Origin of the sequence: Arthrobacter bussei, from assembly GCF_009377195.2 — a bacterium.
GTDB lineage: Bacteria > Actinomycetota > Actinomycetes > Actinomycetales > Micrococcaceae > Arthrobacter_D > Arthrobacter_D bussei.
Window position 1 is genome coordinate 1 of the sequence record NZ_VJXX01000027.1, and the last position, 287, is coordinate 287.

Consider the following 287-nt stretch of genomic DNA (forward strand, 5'->3'; position numbering starts at 1 on the left):
CGACGACGGCGGCGGCGCGAATGCCGTCAACGTGCTCCTGGTCGACATCCGGGCATGGGACACCCTCGGCGAGATCACCGTGCTCGCCATCGCGGCGACCGGCATCGCGAGCCTAATCTTCGTCCGCGGCCGGGGGGACAAGCGGCGCCGGGCCGACGGCGCCGAGGACGGCTCGGTGGACCGCGGGCAGGAACCGCTCGACGCCGGTGGGCGGGCCGGTGCCGCGCGGGCCCTCGCGGTGAGGTTCGCGGACGTCAGCCGAGATCCCTGGCTCGTCGCGGGGCGGA

At 75.6% G+C, this 287-nt stretch carries 1 protein-coding gene; it reads left to right on the forward strand.

Going from position 1 to position 287, the window contains the following annotated elements; all coding sequences use genetic code 11:
* On the forward strand, positions 1–287 hold a 287-nt coding region (gene mbhE, locus FNH21_RS16770; protein ID WP_152817191.1), incomplete at both ends, for a hydrogen gas-evolving membrane-bound hydrogenase subunit E.